This window comes from Paraglaciecola hydrolytica (assembly GCF_001565895.1).
Lineage (GTDB): Bacteria > Pseudomonadota > Gammaproteobacteria > Enterobacterales > Alteromonadaceae > Paraglaciecola > Paraglaciecola hydrolytica.
The window spans coordinates 65,116-81,146 of sequence record NZ_LSNE01000002.1 but is presented as its reverse complement, the minus strand read 5'-3'; the positions used below and the strand labels follow the sequence as shown (position 1 = coordinate 81,146).

Genomic DNA, 16,031 nt, shown 5'->3' with positions numbered 1-16,031 from the left:
TTAGTACGTTCTGGCTTTAGGTGGAAATGCTTCACGAAGTTTGGGTGTCATGTTCACTTCACGTTTCAACATAGTGTCATTTTCAGGTAAATAAACCGAGTGACACAACCAGTTTTCGTCATCACGATCCGGGAAGTCAAAACGGCTATGAGCGCCACGACTTTCAGTACGGAAATTTGCTGCTACAGCCGTGCTGTAAGCAGTTTCCATTAAGTTATCCAACTCTAAACATTCGATACGCATAGTATTAAAGTCGTTACTCTTGTCATCCAAACGTGCAGTTTGCAGACGTTCACGGATTTCACCTAACTCTTTAAGACCTTGTGCCATGGCATCACCTTCACGGAATACCGAGAAGTTAAGTTGCATACATTGCTGTAAGTCTTTTTTGATTTGCACTGGATCTTCGCCTTTACCCACCGCTGAGTTTTCCCAACGATTAAAACGAGCTAGAGCGGCATCAACATCATCAGTAGACGCATCACGTGCTTCAATTCCATCAATGGCTTTACCTAAATGCAAGCCCGTTGCGCGACCAAATACGACTAAGTCTAATAGTGAGTTACCACCTAAACGGTTAGCGCCATGCACAGATACACAAGCAATTTCACCACAGGCAAACAAACCTTTAATCGGCGTTGCATTGCCTTGTAAATCTATGCTTAAAGCTTGGCCATCAACGTTAGTTGGAATACCACCCATCATATAATGGCAAGTAGGGATAACCGGGATGGGCTCTTTAACAGGATCCACATGAGCAAAAGTACGTGATAATTCAAGAATACCTGGCAAACGAGATTCAAGAACATCTTTACCTAAGTGATCAAGTTTTAATTTAAGATGAGGACCCCAAGGACCATCACAGCCACGACCTTCACGGATCTCAGTCATCATTGAGCGAGCAACCACATCACGACCCGCTAAATCTTTAGCGTTAGGCGCATAACGTTCCATAAAACGTTCGCCATCTTTATTTAGCAGGTAACCACCTTCACCACGGCAACCTTCAGTTACCAAGGTACCCGCACCAGCGATACCGGTTGGGTGGAATTGCCACATTTCCATATCTTGCATGGGAACGCCAGCACGTAGTGCCATACCTACACCATCACCAGTATTAATGTGGGCGTTAGTAGTAGAAGCAAAAATACGCCCCGCACCACCAGTGGCTAATACCACGGCTTTAGATTTGAAATAAACCACTTCACCCGATTCGATATCAATGGCGGTACAACCGACAACATCACCGTCTTGGTTTTTAACTAAATCAAGGGCATACCATTCGCTGAATACTTTTGTTTTGTTTTTAACGTTTTGTTGATAAAGCAAATGCAATAGAGCATGGCCGGTGCGGTCAGCCGCGGCGGCAGTACGTGCCCCTTGCTCACCACCAAAATTTTTAGATTGGCCACCAAAAGGACGTTGATAAATTTTGCCGTTTTCAAAACGTGAAAAAGGTAAACCCATGTTTTCCATTTCGATAATGGCTTCAGGGCCGGTTTTACACATATATTCAATGGCATCTTGATCACCAATGTAATCAGAGCCTTTGACGGTGTCATACATGTGCCATTCCCAGTTATCTTCGTGGGCATTACCCAACGCAACGGTAATACCACCTTGGGCAGAAACGGTATGCGAACGGGTTGGAAAAACTTTTGACAATAAGGCGCAAGATTTGCCAGATTGAGAAATTTGTAACGCAGCACGCATGCCAGCACCACCGGCACCTACGACTACTGCATCATACTCATGAACTGTAATACCCATTTAAATACCCCACAACACAAAAAGACCCACGGCAACGTAGACGAAGGCAATTAAATTAAGTACAAACTGAACGGCGGCACGTAAACCAGCAGCTTTAACATAGTCTGTTAATACCTGCCACAAACCAATTCTGACATGCAACATAATGGAAAGCAGAGTTGCAAAAGTAAACACCTTCATGCCTAGATGAGAAAACAAAGCATGCCAACCTTCGTAAGTAACAGTTGGTGTCGAGATAAAATACCACAACATAAACAATGAAAATGCCGTCATTATGATGGCGGTGGCTCTTATCGTAACAAAGTCCTGTACCCCATCACGTTTTAAACTAGCCTGACTCGTTACCATAATAAAACTCCTACCACTACTGTTAAGACAATCCAAATACCAATAATCGCTTTGGCGCTATTGTTACCGGATTCAAGTTCTTCCCACACGCCCATATCCATAATCAGATGTCTCACACCACCTAAGATGTGATAACTCAGTGCAGAAATAGTCCCTATGGCGATAACTTTACCCAACCAACCATTCATCTGTTGCTGAACAGCCTCGAAACCCTCTGGTGAAGATACTGAGCAGGCCCACGCTCCAATCACAAACAACAACGCAAAAAACAGCGCGACGCCGGTAATACGATGAAGAATAGAAGTGATAGCTGCAGGGGGGAAACTAATAGTATTAAGTTGTAAATTAACTGGTCTTTGTTTTTTCACGTTTTTTGCTCTTATACCTGTAGGATGTTTTGTCATTATTGCGCCTTTACGTTGCGTTATTGCGCTTGCTAAAAAACATTGTTCTCATCCATGAGAATGTTGCAAGATTGTTAGCAAATTATTAATAAATTAATGCCTTTGCTATCAGTCAAACAAGATGGCAAAGTATATCCAGCGAATTAGCTAATTACAATTATTGTTCATTATTAATGGCTTATCCGATGCGGATTTGATGCTTTTTTGAAAAAGCTCTAAGTTAAAATAAAATTTAAACTTTTAACTGAGCATTAAAATTGACATAACACGACATTATCAGTACAAATAGCGGCGATTTTCCCCGAGTAAACAGAATCAATTGCTGTTTTTTCAACAAGTACCAGTCTGAGGAGAGCAACTTATGGCAGACAACACAGCCATTTTAAAAGCCGGTGACAAAGAAATTGAACTACCTATATTGTCTGGTTCAGCAGGACACGATGTAATCGACATTCGCAACTTAGGCAGCAACGGTTATTTCACTTACGATCCCGGTTTTATGGCAACAGGCTCTTGCGAGTCCTCCATTACCTATATTGATGGGGCCAAAGGTGTATTATTGCACCGCGGTTATTCAATAGAAGAATTGGCCAGAGACGCAGACTATATTGAAGTTTGTTATATGTTATTACATGACAAAACGCCAAATACCGAAGAGTATCAGGATTTCAAAAACACCATCACTCGCCACACCTTAGTGCATGATCAAGTTAATAACTTCTTCAGAGGTTTTAGACGTGATGCCCATCCTATGGCGATGTTGTGTGGCACAGTAGGTGCGATGGCATCATTTTATCATGATGATTTAAATATCACTGATCCAGAGCAAAGATTACGTAGTGCCTATCGTTTGGTGGCAAAAATGCCTACTTTGGTAGCCATGTGTTACAAATACAACATTGGTCAACCCTTTGTATATCCACGTAATGATCTTAGTTATGCTGAAAATTTCTTGAATATGATGTTTTCGGTACCTGCCGAAGATTATAAAATTAGTCCGGCAGTTGCCCGTGCGGTTGATAGAATTTTTATTTTACATGCTGACCATGAGCAAAACGCGTCAACTTCTACCGTTCGTTTAGCGGGTTCATCGGGTGCCAATCCCTATGCGTGTATCGCTGCGGGTGTGGCTTCTTTGTGGGGTCCTGCTCATGGTGGTGCCAACGAAGCCTGTTTGAATATGTTAGAAGAAATCGGTACCGTCGAGCGTATTCCTGAGTTTATTGCCCGCGCTAAAGACAAAAATGATCCTTTCCGTTTAATGGGCTTTGGCCATCGTGTGTATAAAAACTTCGATCCTCGCGCCACGGTTATGCGTGAAAGCTGTCATGAAGTATTGTCAGAATTAAATATTGATGATCCTTTGTTAAACGTGGCAATGGAATTAGAAAAGATTGCCCTTAGCGACCCTTATTTCGCTGAGAAAAAACTCTTTCCTAACGTAGATTTTTATTCAGGTATTATCCTTAAAGCGATCGGCATACCCACTAATATGTTCACTTGTATTTTTGCGCTAGCAAGAACTGTGGGCTGGGTATCACACTGGCATGAAATGTTAAGTCAGCCAGGTCAAAAAATCGGCCGTCCTCGTCAATTGTATACTGGGTATACCAAACGCCCTTATCAAAAAATTGAAAAATAGCAAAACCTCTGCATACTAAACAAAGCGCTCTTTATGAGCGCTTTTTTATTATTCGCTCATTATTAATTAAGCTCTCTTACGTTTTTTTTAGCTAAAAACTTAACAACATATTTATTACAAAATTCTTACATTTAATTCCTTTGCAGGCCACGCATTATAAGGGCTTTACAATAATCACTCAGCCTAGTGGATTAATTCGTCAGTTGTTTAATATAAATGAGTAAGCTTTAAATTTTTCTCCTTCATATAGTAGTTCTTATAGAAGTACCAACTCACACCATCTCACTTTAGAGGAAGTTTATATGACGAAAATAGCAAAAGGCCAAAGTACAATAAAAACTAAAAAGTGCCTTATTGCCCAGGCAATGTTCTTGGCATTGTCATGCAGTTCAAGTCTTGTTTATGCCGCCGAACAGGAAAAACACAGCAATGAATTTGAAGTCATCGAAGTAACCTCGCAAAAGCGGGTGCAAAACGTGATGAAAGTCCCTATTACTGTTGGTACGATTAGCGCTGACACCTTAGAAGAAAGCTCCTCTATCCTACTCAGTGATGTTGACAAATTTATTCCTGGTTTTGATTTTGGCGATAACAGCATGACCCAATCCGGTATAAGCATGCGCGGCATATCCAGTCCCAATATTTCATCGGGAGGCGATCCCTCATCTGCCACATTCTACGACGGCGTTTATATGCCGCGAGCAGCACAAAACGTGCTGTTTTCTGATATAGAACGAATCGAAGTATTGAAAGGTCCTCAAGGCACCTTATTTGGCCGCAATGCTGCAATGGGTGTTGTTAATATTCTGCCACGCAAACCCACTGAAGACTTTGAAGGTTTCATTAAAGGCAGTTGGGGTACTGACAATCTTGCTCGATACGAAGGCATGGTCAATGTGCCCTTGTCGCAAAGTGTCTATTTGCGCGCCAATATGTTAACCAATAGTCAGGATGGTTTTGTTAAAAATATTTCAGAGCCACAGTGGAACCAAAACTCAAAAATTTGGGACTCAGGTGCGCGCCATCATAATGCGGCACGAGTTGCCTTATTGTGGGAAGTATCTGGCGATACAGAATTTCAATTTTCGATAGATCTTGATGATTTAGAACAAGCACCGCCATTGTCTATTGGTTTAAGCCAATACGCCTACAACGGAGGTAAAACACCTTTTGCCGGTGAGGTAGAAAACGATGTGCGCGATGGGGTGGAATCCCGTGATATGTATGGTGTAACGGCTAAACTCGACCATCAATTTAATGATGAATTATCGATGAAATACCTAATAAGTTACCGTGACTGGGAAACCATTAACCGTCAAGATGACGATGGCACAGGCGATATTACCCGCAGTTTTTCAACCTCAAACAATGAAGATTCCAGCATTCTTTATACGGAGTTACAGTTTAATTATGTAAATAAAAAATTCAACGCCGTTGCTGGTTTCTCTTACTCTAAAGAAGACGTAGCCCAGCAAACTGAATTAAATGTTACCGCTGACACCATCACAAGATTAACCACAGGTGAATTAAACAACGTTATTCGAGGCTCTTTCGCTCAGGAACTAGCTGCTGCTATTGGTGGTAATAGTGATGCACATGCACAAGGTGCGTTTGGCCCAGGCGCGACCTTTGATGGTGTAGTTGAGCAACTTTACCAAGGTTCAGGTTTTCCTTTAGACCATATTTGGAACAGTGACGAATGGGCTGGAGCACTTAATGCCTTAGGTTTTGCAGATCCCATCATGGCAGCTATTGGTATGGGTGGCATGCCTTTGAGCGGTGCAATTGTATCAGCAACCGGTGATTTGACTTATGACATCGTTTCTCAACAACTAGGCATAGCAGAGATTTTTGGACCTAGTTATAGCGGCCAATTTTGGCAAGAAAACATCATTAACACCGGTGATTTTACCAACTGGGGCCTCTACTTTGACGTGGATTATGCCATCACAGAAAAATGGCACGTATTGGGAGGGGTTCGTTATTCCAAAGATACTAAAGATTTTAGCTGGACCATCCCTGAAACTACTTTTGTGGCACAACGTCCAGGAGTAGGTAATCAATTATTCCCGATGGTGGATATCACTGCATCCGACAGTTGGGGCAAAGTGACTGGACGTTTAGTGACTAATTATGAACTAACTGACGACCAAATGATTTTTGCTTCCTATTCAACTGGTTACAAATCCGGTGGATTTGATTCTTTAGTACCTATTAATCAGGCGGCAGGCGGTAAGGCTTTTGCACCAGAAGATAGCGCCAATTTAGAGTTTGGTTATAAAGCGGTATTAAACAAAAGTTTGAGCGCCAATATCAGCATCTATAATACGCAGTTGGATAATTTTCAGATCTCAATTGATTCCAAACAACCCGGCAGCCCTACGGCTGTGCCTAGCATTATCAATGAAAACCGTGAGGTTCGTGGACTTGAAATCGACCTACGCTGGCTAGCAACCGATGAGCTAAGTTTTGGTATTGTGTCAGATTTCAGAAAAACCGATGTCGAGCGCCCGTCTTTTTATGATGCCAATGGGGACTTAAGAGCAGCCGAAAACTCATCGTTTGACGCCTCTGCTAACTATACTGCTATGATCGATTGGGCTCATGACTTTGATTTTGGTTTGATCGGTTTACATGCTGATTATGTCTACGTTGAAAACACCAATGATCAGTCCGCCAATTTGACCGATTTTCAATTAGCGGTTAAAGAATATTTCTATGACAAAAAAGATATCAACATGCGTCTATCATGGACTAGCGGCAGTGAAGCATTGGAAGCTGGATTATGGGTACGCAATTTAACGGATGAGCGCTACATTGAAGGTATTGGCGGTCTAACTGCCAATGTTCTTGGTACGCCTTATGGCAGAATAAATCGCGGTCGCGAAGTAGGCCTTGATTTTAAATACAATTTTTAGTTTGTAAAACGAACAACAAAAGCAAGCCCACCTCAAGGTGGGCTTTTTTATGTTGAGTCACAATCCTTTGGAATGTTAATGTACTGTCCCACGCAATTGACCCATTTGAATCCATGCTTGCCAGTTCCCAATTTTTTGCCCACTTAGATTTCGCCTTAATGCTCATGTGTGGAGTACTGTTATTCTCTGGTATTAAACAAAACCGTACGATCTTGCTTTTTATTGGGTTAATGCTCTGTGGTTGTGGCTATTTACTCTCTCCGCTGTTTGGCCCCCTAGAAAAATTGTCTATTGTTTGGTGGCTTAATTCTGTAGCTCAGAATGCCCTACCTGGTATGTTTTGGTTGGTTTCACTTAACATATTTGCCGATCGCCATGAACCCAAGCCATGGCATTATTTAGTGGCGTCAATGACGCTAGTCGTCCCGACTCTAGCCAATATATCGCAAATTATTTTTAATTATGACTTACATCATTACCCGGCCTTTTTTGGCTTAGTAACTTATGGTGCGCTGGCGCTGGAATTGGTATTAATCAGCCATGCCTTAATCGAAGCCATCAGACATAGTGATGTAGATTTAGTGCAAGAACGCCGCTATGTCAGAGTCAGTGTTATAGGTTTTGTGGCCATTTATATAGTGATAGTTATCGTCATCGAGCAACTGTTTCACTGGCAATGGTTATGGTTAGAAACGGTTAAATACGCACTATTGTGTTTAATGTTAATGGTGATTAACTTTTTATTATTTGCCTTAAAAGAAGGCACTTTATTTGATATAGCCATCGCTAAGAAGACTAGCCCCACGACAAAAGCTAAACACTCACCAGAGTTAAAACGTATATTGGATTGCATGCAAAAAGATAAGTTGTATAAAGAAGAAGGCATGACCATTAGTACACTTTCTCGCCACCTTGGGATCCACGAATACAAGCTGCGCCACCTTATAAACGGCGAACTAAATTACCGTAATTTTAATGATTTTTTAAATTTTTATCGTATTCAAGAAGTTGCCGAAAAACTGGCACAAAACGAAGAGCAAAAATTACCGGTATTGACCCTCGCCTTAGACAGTGGCTTTAGAAGTTTAAGTTCTTTCAACAAAGCTTTTAAAAATAAATATGGTATTACCCCCACTGAGTATCGTAATCAGCACAACTGATATATACGCTTCATCCTTGAAACTGCTCGTTTGTTGGCTGCACTCACACACCCCAATCACTTAGCGAACTAAGCTCATGGGGTCTCACTCGTTTGTCGCCGCCGTGTAATTCCAATGATTTTAGCGATATGTTTTTGTTCTGTTAACACTGAGTTAATCAAAAAAGCTCTGAGTTATTTTGGAATTCGTCAGAGTTTTCTAGCTTTCCGTAAGAACTAATGCATTTTGTAGCCTATAGTCGCCACCATAAGTTAAGACTAAGGTGTGGCGATGAAACAAATTTTTTGGGGTAAGTTAATATTAAGCAGCTTAATTATGATGTTGCATTTTCCATCATTTGCCGACCAAGGTAAAACGACATATCAAACTTGTAGTGCCTGTCATGGTGAGCAGGGACAAGGTAACAGCGCCTTAAATGCCCCCTCACTTGCTGGTCAATTTGATTGGTATTTGCAAACCCAGATCGAACATTTTGCCTCTGATTTACGGGCAAACGATCCACGTGATACCCATGGTAAAATGATGGTTCCTTTTGCCAAACAACTTAGTGATCCAGAACAAACCAAACAACTTTTAAGCTATATCAATAGTTTCGAAGCGGTATCTGTCAAAGGCACGATTAAAGGCGACCTTAAAAACGGCTCTCGTTATTACCAAGCTAAATGTGGTGCTTGCCATGGTGGAGAAGCTCAAGGTAACCCTACGTTCAAGGCGCCCAAATTAGCCGGTCAGGATCCCCAATATTTACTCCGCCAAATCGCGAACTATCAACAAGGCATTAGAGGCACCCACCAAGATGACAAATACGGTCGTCAAATGGCCATGATGGCTAATGCTGTCTCAGATAAAGAGTTGCAGGATATTGTGTTTTTTATTAGCGAGCAGCAATAAACATGCGTTACCTGTTTGTCACTTTAGCTCTACTAACGGCGTTGTTAATGCCAAACAGTGGCGTTATTGCACAACAAAACCTTAGATTTGAACTCAATCAACATTGCCCACCCAGTTTTGAACTAACTACAGAAGGCACATGTAAACTGGTGAGCTTTTATCAAATGTATGATTCAGTACAAAACCGTGGGCTGGGTGGCACACAAACATCATTGCCACCAAACCGGGATGGTTTTACCCCAAATCAAATCGATTTAGGGCGCTTGTTATTTTTTGATCCCTTATTATCAGCAGACCAATCCGTTTCCTGCGCCAGTTGCCACCGACCAGACAAAGGTTTAAGCGATGGTTTGGAACAAAGTATCGGAATCAACCATGCCAAGGCGGCTCGCTCGGCTCCAAGTTTGTGGAATGTGGCGTTTTTGGATAAGTTTTTCTGGGATGCACGCGCGACCACTTTAGAACAACAAGCCGTCGGTCCTTTATTTGACCCTAAAGAAATGGGTAACAATCCTCAGCAATTACTGAGTAGTTTAAAATCTAATGAATACTACCCAGAGTTGTTCAAACAAGCTTTTCCAGACAGCGATGACATTGATCTCAATCAACTGGTTGAAGCACTTGCGGCATTTCAAACTAGCTTAATCTCCCTTAATAGTCGTTATGATCACTATGCTCATGGCTATCATCAAGCGCTGAGCGATAATGAAGTAGCCGGTTTAAACATTTTTCGCTCCTTTGTGGCGCGCTGCGCCGAATGCCATCAACCGCCCTTATTTACTAATAATCAAATTGCCGTTATTGGTGTAGCCGAAAAAGAAGGCGTTCCCTTCGATATTGGCGCACAAAAGACCTATAACGCGGCCCAATTACGTGGTGGATTTAAAGTCCCTACCCTACGCAACATCACTAAAACGGCGCCGTACATGCACGCAGGAAATTTTAGCGATTTAAAAGAATCTGTGGAGTTTTACAATAAAGGACGAGGCCACGCTGTACCGCCAGATGAAAAGCTGCTTCTTCACTGGCATATATGGGAGCCCAATTTGAGTCCTGAAGAAGTCGACTTAATTGTCGAGTTTTTAGGCTCATTAACAGATGAAACGTTAACACCTCAAATACCTAAGATAGTGCCCTCCGGCCTGTCGCCAGTAGATGACAGCTATAACAACAAAACAATGTTAGTAAACCAGGGAGAATAAAAATGAAAACAAAACTTTTAAGTGTGGCGCTGATAGCTGCAGCCTTTTCTGGCGGCATATTTTTAGGCAAAGGTGGCTCAAATGATAATTTTGTCATCAATAATGGTGGCGGTGCTAGTTATGCTGGCGGTTATGATAAAAACGCAGAGCAACAAAATTCAGGAAATTCACCTGTTAGTGCGCGTACTGTCGAAGGTAAGACTCACGTAGTAAAAGACGGCTCTTCTATTATGGAAGCGGTCAAATTAGCCGAGCCAGGCGATACGATTCAAGTTATGCCCGGAACCTACCATGAAACTGTGTATATCGATAAAGATGATATCCATCTTATCGGGGTTATCGTTGAAGGAAAAAGAGCAGTATTAGATGGTCAAGGTAAGTTGAACGACGCCATCTTGTATTCTGGTAACAATGTTATTGTAAAAAACCTAAAAATTACCCGCTACAAAGGTAACGGTATTATGGGCCAGGCCGGAAATAACTTTGAAATCAGTAACAATATTATTGTAGATACCGGGGTTTATGGGATTTTCCCCCAATTAGGCAAAAATGGTCTGGTTGAATACAACATTGTTTCGGGTATTTCAGATGCTGCTATTTATATTGGCATGAGCGATAACATCCAAGTTGCTCACAATGAAGTGTTTGATTCTGTCGCAGGCATTGAGATTGAAAACAGTCGTCACGCCATTGTTGAAAATAATATGGTCTACAACAACACCGGTGGTGTACTAGCTTTTATTACCCCAGGCTTACCGATTAAAACTACTTTTGATGTCATCATCCGTAATAATTTTATTACCAATAACAATACCCCTAACTTCGGTGCCCCGGGCTCGACAGTTGCTGGCATACCAGCAGGTACGGGTATTTTGGTGATGGCAGCCGATGAAGTAATCATCGAAGATAATATTATCACTGGCAACAAGACTGCCGGCATTGTGATTACCGATCATGAAAATGCGCCTAATGTCACCATCGACCCTGAATCGGATACCAAACCAGACAAGGTAATGATCCTAAACAACCTTATGGATAATAACGGCTACGATACGCTTGATGAAGTCAAAGCTCTTATGTTGAGCGAATTCAAACAAGGAAAACCCGATATTATTCGTGTAGGTGGCAGCCGTGATAGTTGTATTATCAACCGTCACCAATATGTCACGGTAGGTGTCGATAACTGGAAAGAGTGTGAATTCACTAATACTGACAGTATTGATACTTACATCCTTGATGAACCTGTACCAGCTCGTGTAATAGACCCCAGTGAAAAAGGCAAGATTGCTTACTTGGGTATCTGTGCAGGTTGCCATACTTATACCGGTAGAATGATTGGTCCTCCAGTGCAAATTATCCAAGCCTTATACATGGATAACCCTGAAGGTCTGGCTGAGTTTATTGCTAATCCAACTAAAAAACGTGACGATTATCCAGAAATGCCACCGCAAAACTATTTAGATGCCGAAACACGTTTGGCTGTCGCTAAATACATGCTGCATGTGAAAAAATAATAGAACTAAGTATCTGTAAAATAATAAAAAAGCGCTCAATGAGCGCTTTTTTTGTATAGTTTATAACTTGTTGATTATTTTAATAACGCTAACAATTCTTGGGTTTTTGCTTCCATCAAAGGAATATCAGCACGTGACTCAACATTTAAACGGATCACCGGCTCAGTATTCGATTTACGTAAGTTAAAGCGCCAGTTTTCAAACTCTACACCAATGCCATCGGTGTAATCAATGAAGGTAGCACTTGCTTCGTACTTGGCCAATACGGCTGCAATTGCTGCATCAGGATCTCTCAGAGTGCGATTTATTTCACCCGATGAAGGAAAAGCCGCAATGCGCTCTTTAACCAGTTGCGACAAAGTTTTTTGTGAAGTACAAATCAACTCTGCCACTAATAACCAAGGGATCATGCCAGAGTCACAATAAGCAAAATCGCGGAAATAGTGATGAGCACTCATCTCGCCACCATACACCGCATCATCGGCGCGCATACGCTCTTTGATAAAAGCATGGCCGGTTTTACATTTGATCGGCACGCCACCCGCACTGCGCACTATGTCTTCAGTATTCCAAAAAACCCGCGGGTCATAAATAATTTTAGAGCCAGGATCTTTATCTAAAAAGGCTTTGGCTAATAGGCCAACAATATAATAACCCTCAACAAAATCACCTTTTTCATCAAACAAAAAACAGCGATCAAAATCACCATCCCACGCTATGCCCATATCTGCTTTATGGGCAATTACCGCGTTCGCAGTATCTGCGCGACTTTCGGGCAATAAGGGATTAGGGATACCATTAGGAAAGGTGCCATCAGGTTGATGATGAATTTTAATAAACTCAACCGGCACCCCACGTTTACGCAGCTGTGTTTCTATGGCATCTAGGGCTTTACCAGCAGCCCCGTTACCTGCGTTAACAACCAGTTTTAAAGGGCGAATATTATTAAGATCTATATAGGACAACATATGTTCAACATAGGCCTGACTGGTGCAAATCACTTGGTATTGTCCACTCGTCGCTAACTTAGCGGTACTCACCGAGCTTTTGCCCGCAATAAAGTCTTCAGGGCTTACCATGTTATCAATATAGCGCGACAAGCTTTGCTCAACTTCAGCTTGGGTATAGGTTTCTGCGAGTTCCTTAATGGCGAACAAGCCCGTATCACCACTAATGGGCTGTGAACCGGCTTTAACTAACTTGAGACCGTTGTAATCAATGGGATTATGACTTGCTGTGACTTCAATACCGCCATCGACATTCAGATGTTTGGTAGCAAAATAGATTTCTTCAGTACCTGTCATGCCCAAATCGGTAACGGTAGCACCACCATCAATTAAACCAGCAGCCAATGCTAATTTAAGTGGCTCAGAGGTTAAACGTACATCCCCCCCCACCACCACGGTTTTTGCACTGAGATACTCAGCAAAAGCACGCCCTATGCGGTAGGCGACATGTTCATCTAACTGCTCAAGCAATTTGCCACGAATGTCATAGGCTTTAAAACAACTTAACTGCATATTAATTTTCCCTAATTTTGCCTACTTGCTTTCAACACGACCATAACGGTCTGAAAAACGTACGATGTCGTCTTCACCCAAATAAGTACCTGATTGGACTTCAATCAATTCGAGAGGAATTTTCCCTGGATTTTCCAGAGCGTGAATAACTCCGATAGGAATATAGGTTGATTGGTTTTCCGATAATAATAAGGTTTGTTCACCATTGGTTACTTTGGCCGTTCCGGCTACGACGATCCAATGCTCAGCACGGTGGTGATGCATTTGTACTGAGAGTTTTTCACCTGGTTTAACCGTGATCCGTTTTACTTGGAAACGCGCACCATTATCGATGGAATCGTAACTACCCCAAGGACGGAATACTTCACGATGAAACTCAAACTCAGGGCGTTTTTCGGCTTTCAGCTGATTAACTACATTTTTGATATCTTGCACTTTATCTTTGTGCGCTACCAAAACTGCGTCTTTGGTTTCTACTACCACGACGTCGTCTAAACCAACCACAGAAATTAAACGTTGTTCAGAGTTAATATAACTATTGTGTACCCCATCTAAAATAGCATCGCCGATTACCACATTATTGTTGGCATCTTTTTGTTTGGCGGTTTCCCACAATGATGACCAACTACCTACATCGCTCCAGCCCGCATCTAAGGGCACGACGCAAGCAGCATTGGTTTTTTCCATTACGGCATAATCAATAGAATCATCAGGGCAAGCAGCAAAAACCTCTGCATCTAAACGCACAAATTCTAAGTCTTTAGATTCTGAGGCTATGGCTTTTTTACAACTGGCAAGGATTTCAGGTGCATATTTCTCAAGCTCCTGTAAATAGCGGCTAGCTTTAAACATAAACATGCCGCTGTTCCAATAATACTCGCCAGAATCTACATAGGATTGCGCGGTACTAAGATTAGGTTTTTCCACAAACTGTGCCACTTCATAACCAACGAGATTAGCGGAAACCTCAGCACCACGTTTGATATAACCATAACCGGTATGAGCACTATCCGGCACTATGCCAAAAGTCACTAACTTTCCCTGCTCGGCCAATTTTTGTGCCTGTTCAATGGCAGTATGAAATTTAGCGGTGTCACTGATTAAATGATCAGCAGCGAGTACCAATAAAATAGGATCTTCACCCGACAAGGACGCATGTAAGGCAGCTAACGCTATAGCTGGTGCGGTATTGCGCCCCATGGGTTCAAGTAAAATGCCACCGTGTTTGATATCTTCCTGACGCAGTTGCTCAGCCACTAAAAAACGATGCGCATCGTTGCAGATCACAATAGGCGCATCAATGGCAGTACCTTTTAAACGTTTAATCGTGTCTTGCAACATAGTCAATTCACAGGTTAAACGTAAAAATTGCTTGGGTAAGGCTGCTCTTGATTTGGGCCACAAACGGCTACCACTGCCTCCGGCTAATACAACTGGCTTCATTAAACGTTCCTTTTTAAACAGGCAATTTGCCATCCTGTTGATGGCAATGATTAGAGTGTCTGAATAGTATTAAAGCTCAGTCCCTTATTCAACAAGCCAGCGTAACTAAAGTGCTATTAGAGTAAAATAAATGTTAGGCAAAGCGCCCTTGTCGATAATCTTCATAAGCTTGGCGAATTTCTTGTTCAGTATTCATTACAAAAGGGCCATATTGCACGATAGGCTCATTGATTGGATGACCACCAACAATAATGCAACGACTCTGTGGATTACCTTGCAAATTGATCCTTGTTGTTGGTTCTAGTACCGCCAGTTCACCTTTGTTTAATGATTGTGAGCCAAAAGTCAATTCACCTTCATAACAATACACAAAAAATACGTGTGCACTGTCACACGGCAAGGACAAACTCTCAGTCTGGCTAAAATAACAATCTAAAAATACTGGTTTAACCGCCTGCGCAGTTACTGGTCCTGTTACACCATTAAACTCACCCACCAATACTTTGACTTCGAGTCCTGAAATATCAGTGACCACAGGGACTTGCTCAGCTTTAATATCTTGATAATTTGGCTCCGACATTTTTTCATGAGAGGGTAAATTCACCCATAATTGAAAACCACGCATCAATCCTTCGGTTTGTTTTGGCATCTCCGAATGAATAATGCCTTTGCCCGCATTCATCCACTGAATACCACCGGTTTCAATCAAGCCAGTATTACCGACCGAATCGCGGTGCTCCATCTTACCCGCCACCATATAAGTGACGGTTTGAAATCCACGATGAGGATGTTCAGGAAAACCAGCTAAATAATCCTGAGGTTTATCCGAGCCAAACTCATCCAACATTAAAAAAGGATCAAGTCTGGGTAAACCCGGCTGACCTATAATACGAGTAAGTGTCACACCTGCCCCATCTTGCGTTGGTATGCCGCGCACAATCTGTTTAATCTTAGTTGCTTGCATCTTTTAATCTCCTATTCGTCTGTAGCTTGTCAAACTACTAAACTGAATCAATTTTATAGCCCTATCAGACCACGATAACTAAACAAAGAAAATTGCATATTAAGACTGTAACACTTCAATTTAATCGAAAGATCTTTATACCCAAGCAATTTGAAGATGCACGTTTGTTGGCGGCACTCCTTCACCATGATTTGTAAATAACTTAGCACTTAGTGAACTAAGCTCATGGGGTTTTATGTCCAGAGCCTGATATAA

12 protein-coding genes are annotated in these 16,031 nt (G+C 41.9%); 6 read left to right on the top strand and 6 right to left on the bottom strand.

The window, feature by feature from the left end; translation table 11 throughout:
* The 3 genes from sdhA to sdhC are packed head-to-tail and all read right to left on the bottom strand — an operon-like array spanning position 1 to position 2,486.
* Entirely contained in the window at positions 1-1,770 is a 1,770-nt protein-coding gene (sdhA, locus tag AX660_RS01260) for a succinate dehydrogenase flavoprotein subunit (protein ID WP_068371351.1), read from the bottom strand.
* Positions 1,771-2,118, bottom strand: coding sequence for a succinate dehydrogenase, hydrophobic membrane anchor protein (gene sdhD, locus AX660_RS01255; RefSeq protein ID WP_068371349.1), 348 nt, complete (start codon positions 2,116-2,118; stop codon positions 1,771-1,773).
* The gene (gene sdhC, locus AX660_RS01250) at positions 2,112-2,486 is read right to left on the bottom strand and encodes a succinate dehydrogenase, cytochrome b556 subunit (RefSeq protein ID WP_068372025.1); all 375 of its coding nucleotides are present in this window, start codon (positions 2,484-2,486) and stop codon (positions 2,112-2,114) included. Before sdhC ends, sdhD begins: the two co-directional genes overlap by 7 nt.
* Positions 2,487-2,883: 397 nt before the next feature.
* Between sdhC and gltA the strand changes: the two genes are divergently transcribed.
* From gltA to AX660_RS01220, 6 genes are all read left to right on the top strand, one after another.
* On the top strand, positions 2,884-4,164 hold the full coding sequence (gene gltA / locus AX660_RS01245; protein WP_068371346.1) for a citrate synthase: 1,281 nt from the start codon (positions 2,884-2,886) through the stop codon (positions 4,162-4,164).
* Positions 4,165-4,466: 302 nt separating this feature from the next.
* Positions 4,467-7,082, top strand: a complete 2,616-nt coding sequence (locus AX660_RS01240; RefSeq protein ID WP_068371343.1) for a TonB-dependent receptor — start codon at positions 4,467-4,469, stop codon at positions 7,080-7,082.
* Positions 7,083-7,195: 113 nt separating this feature from the next.
* Complete coding sequence (locus AX660_RS01235; RefSeq protein ID WP_068371339.1) at positions 7,196-8,242, top strand: helix-turn-helix domain-containing protein; 1,047 nt, start codon at positions 7,196-7,198, stop codon at positions 8,240-8,242.
* A 270-nt stretch (positions 8,243-8,512) separates the two neighbouring features.
* Positions 8,513-9,133 (top strand): c-type cytochrome, encoded by a 621-nt coding sequence (locus AX660_RS01230; RefSeq protein ID WP_068371336.1) that lies wholly within the window; start codon positions 8,513-8,515, stop codon positions 9,131-9,133.
* Between the two features lie 2 nt (positions 9,134-9,135).
* On the top strand, positions 9,136-10,335 hold the full coding sequence (locus tag AX660_RS01225) for a cytochrome-c peroxidase (RefSeq protein ID WP_068371333.1): 1,200 nt from the start codon (positions 9,136-9,138) through the stop codon (positions 10,333-10,335).
* A gap of 2 nt (positions 10,336-10,337) precedes the next feature.
* Positions 10,338-11,849, top strand: coding sequence for a parallel beta-helix domain-containing protein (locus tag AX660_RS01220; protein WP_068371329.1), 1,512 nt, complete (start codon positions 10,338-10,340; stop codon positions 11,847-11,849).
* Between the two features lie 74 nt (positions 11,850-11,923).
* Here AX660_RS01220 and AX660_RS01215 read toward each other — a convergent pair whose 3' ends face one another.
* From AX660_RS01215 to AX660_RS01205, 3 genes are all read right to left on the bottom strand, one after another.
* A complete protein-coding gene (locus tag AX660_RS01215; protein WP_068371327.1) occupies positions 11,924-13,369 on the bottom strand; it encodes a phosphohexomutase domain-containing protein in 1,446 nt (481 codons plus the stop codon).
* A gap of 21 nt (positions 13,370-13,390) precedes the next feature.
* Positions 13,391-14,812 (bottom strand): mannose-1-phosphate guanylyltransferase/mannose-6-phosphate isomerase, encoded by a 1,422-nt coding sequence (locus AX660_RS01210; RefSeq protein WP_068371324.1) that lies wholly within the window; start codon positions 14,810-14,812, stop codon positions 13,391-13,393.
* A gap of 133 nt (positions 14,813-14,945) precedes the next feature.
* The gene (locus tag AX660_RS01205) at positions 14,946-15,776 is read right to left on the bottom strand and encodes a pirin family protein (protein ID WP_068371321.1); all 831 of its coding nucleotides are present in this window, start codon (positions 15,774-15,776) and stop codon (positions 14,946-14,948) included.
* Positions 15,777-16,031: the final 255 nt, after the last annotated feature.

What these genes read in the sequence shown, in the direction of transcription:
- AX660_RS01215 (WP_068371327.1), bottom strand. Translation starts at nt 13,369, where the DNA reads ATGCAGTTAAGTTGTTTTAAAGCCTATGACATTCGTGGCAAATTGCTT.
- sdhD (WP_068371349.1), bottom strand. Translation starts at nt 2,118, where the DNA reads ATGGTAACGAGTCAGGCTAGTTTAAAACGTGATGGGGTACAGGACTTT.
- AX660_RS01225 (WP_068371333.1), top strand. Translation starts at nt 9,136, where the DNA reads ATGCGTTACCTGTTTGTCACTTTAGCTCTACTAACGGCGTTGTTAATG.
- AX660_RS01230 (WP_068371336.1), top strand. Translation starts at nt 8,513, where the DNA reads ATGAAACAAATTTTTTGGGGTAAGTTAATATTAAGCAGCTTAATTATG.
- AX660_RS01235 (WP_068371339.1), top strand. Translation starts at nt 7,196, where the DNA reads ATGCTTGCCAGTTCCCAATTTTTTGCCCACTTAGATTTCGCCTTAATG.
- AX660_RS01205 (WP_068371321.1), bottom strand. Translation starts at nt 15,776, where the DNA reads ATGCAAGCAACTAAGATTAAACAGATTGTGCGCGGCATACCAACGCAA.
- AX660_RS01210 (WP_068371324.1), bottom strand. Translation starts at nt 14,812, where the DNA reads ATGAAGCCAGTTGTATTAGCCGGAGGCAGTGGTAGCCGTTTGTGGCCC.
- AX660_RS01240 (WP_068371343.1), top strand. Translation starts at nt 4,467, where the DNA reads ATGACGAAAATAGCAAAAGGCCAAAGTACAATAAAAACTAAAAAGTGC.
- sdhA (WP_068371351.1), bottom strand. Translation starts at nt 1,770, where the DNA reads ATGGGTATTACAGTTCATGAGTATGATGCAGTAGTCGTAGGTGCCGGT.
- AX660_RS01220 (WP_068371329.1), top strand. Translation starts at nt 10,338, where the DNA reads ATGAAAACAAAACTTTTAAGTGTGGCGCTGATAGCTGCAGCCTTTTCT.
- gltA (WP_068371346.1), top strand. Translation starts at nt 2,884, where the DNA reads ATGGCAGACAACACAGCCATTTTAAAAGCCGGTGACAAAGAAATTGAA.